The organism is Pseudanabaena sp. 'Roaring Creek' (assembly GCF_001402795.1).
Lineage (GTDB): Bacteria > Cyanobacteriota > Cyanobacteriia > Pseudanabaenales > Pseudanabaenaceae > Pseudanabaena.
In genome coordinates this window covers 1-1650 of record NZ_LIRE01000602.1, presented here as the reverse complement: position 1 = coordinate 1650, position 1650 = coordinate 1, and the positions used below count along the sequence as shown (strand labels likewise).

Below are 1650 nucleotides of genomic sequence, written 5' to 3'. Positions count from 1 at the left end.
TTCTAATTTGCTTCCTACGCCCCAATTAATAGTGGTGCGCGTCTTTGCCGCGCACCACTATTAATACCAATTCCCAAAAGTGTGGCTACACTTTTGGGAATTAAAAACCAAACCCAGTAAGGGTTTTAAAATCACAAAATGGCGTAGCCATTTTGTGATTTGGTATAATTGGGTAATTGGGTATTATTTTTCAAGTCGAACAACATACCACTGCCATAGACCGCGATCGCCACAGTCGAGATCGCAAGCTGTTTTAACTAAACGCTGTACCTGCTCATCAATATTGCGAAGATTTTTTAAATCGTAAGGTAGAGCATCTTGAATATCGGCAAGGAGATCGTGTAAAAGTTGTTCTAATTCTGGTTGAGTGACAAACTTTTCTTGCATATCAGGAGGCAGTACTACATATGTGTCTTCGTAGTACATCATGCTGCTGGGCATAGGGTTTCTCAATTAATAAATTTTTTATTTAAAAGCGTAAAAGTGGCACAACGTAACGCCTTCACTCGGTTAAAATCTTAGCATGACGAATGTATTGCCTTTTAAACAACCTATAGATCTCGATCCTGTGGATTCAGGAGAGCCCTTAGATGCAATCGATCCTCTCGCATCACTGGAGGCTAAGCCGTCTTTAGAAATTGTAAATATATCCGAGGGAAATATATCCGAGAAAAATACATCCGAGGAAGATATATCCGAGGGAAATATATCTGAAGAAAATATTGCCGAGATATCCCCGTTAATCCCATTGTCTATATCAATGGATGGGTTCGAGCAGCCAGAATTACTGATCGCTAATTCTCTCAAGCAAAAAGTAGAGGCTGTCTTGTACTTGAAGGGACAACCGATGAATTTAGCAGCGATCGCTGAAGCCTTGGGATGCGAGATTGAGGATGCGGAAATTGGACTCATCGATTTAATTACGGAATATGCCCATCGCGACAGCGCTCTCGAAATCGTAGAAACCGATGTGGGGTTTTCGTTACGGTTGCGCTCAGAGTTTGAGGATTTAGTCCATAAGCTCATTCCTGTAGATTTGGGGCGTGGGGCTTTACGAACTTTGGCAGCGATCGCCTTGAAAAAAAATATTGTGCAATCAGAGTTGATCGAGCTACGGGGCGCGGGGGCTTATCAACATGTTCAAGAACTAGTAGAACAGGGTTTTGTGAAAAAGAAGCGTCAAGCTGAGGGGCGATCGTCAATATTGTACGTAACTACAAAATTTCATCAATATTTTGAAATTGATGATTTGACTAAATTGATCTAGGCATATTTGATATTTATAGCTATCGCCAGTCTTGTCAGGACATAGAGCCCAAAAGAGGATTGCCTTGCTCCGCAAGGCAATCCTCTTTTGGGCTCTATGTCCTGATACAGTTGATGGCAGCTAATAGCAATGCAAGAGATAGCTCAGAATCTATCCCCTATTAACCGACCAGTGCCAAGTTTCAATAGCTGCGCGATCGTGGTCAATTCCTAGCAAATATAGCAGTAGCCAGTTATGTTAGGACAAAAACAAAACCGAGAAGAGTGTTGCGGCGCTTTGCGCCGCAACACTCTTCTCGGTTTTATGTCTTAACTTATTTGGCTATAGCTATAATGCCGGCCAGCCATTTCTAATCCACAAGGCATCCTACCTGCCTTAAATCG

At 42.2% G+C, this 1650-nt stretch carries 2 protein-coding genes; one reads left to right on the top strand and one right to left on the bottom strand.

Going from position 1 to position 1650, the window contains the following annotated elements; all coding sequences use genetic code 11:
• Window positions 1–183: 183 nt before the first annotated feature.
• Complete coding sequence (locus AC805_RS16750) at window positions 184–441, bottom strand: chlororespiratory reduction protein 7 (RefSeq protein ID WP_055076462.1); 258 nt, start codon at window positions 439–441, stop codon at window positions 184–186.
• 82 nt (window positions 442–523) lie between these two features.
• On the opposite strand from AC805_RS16750, the gene scpB reads away from it, so the two are divergent.
• On the top strand, window positions 524–1267 hold the full coding sequence (scpB, locus tag AC805_RS16745) for an SMC-Scp complex subunit ScpB (protein WP_197278770.1): 744 nt from the start codon (window positions 524–526) through the stop codon (window positions 1265–1267).
• The last annotated feature ends 383 nt before the right edge of the window (window positions 1268–1650 follow it).

Coding starts and splice junctions, on each gene's coding strand:
- AC805_RS16750 (WP_055076462.1), bottom strand. CDS start 441: ATGCCCAGCAGCATGATGTACTACGAAGACACATATGTAGTACTGCCT.
- scpB (WP_197278770.1), top strand. CDS start 524: ATGACGAATGTATTGCCTTTTAAACAACCTATAGATCTCGATCCTGTG.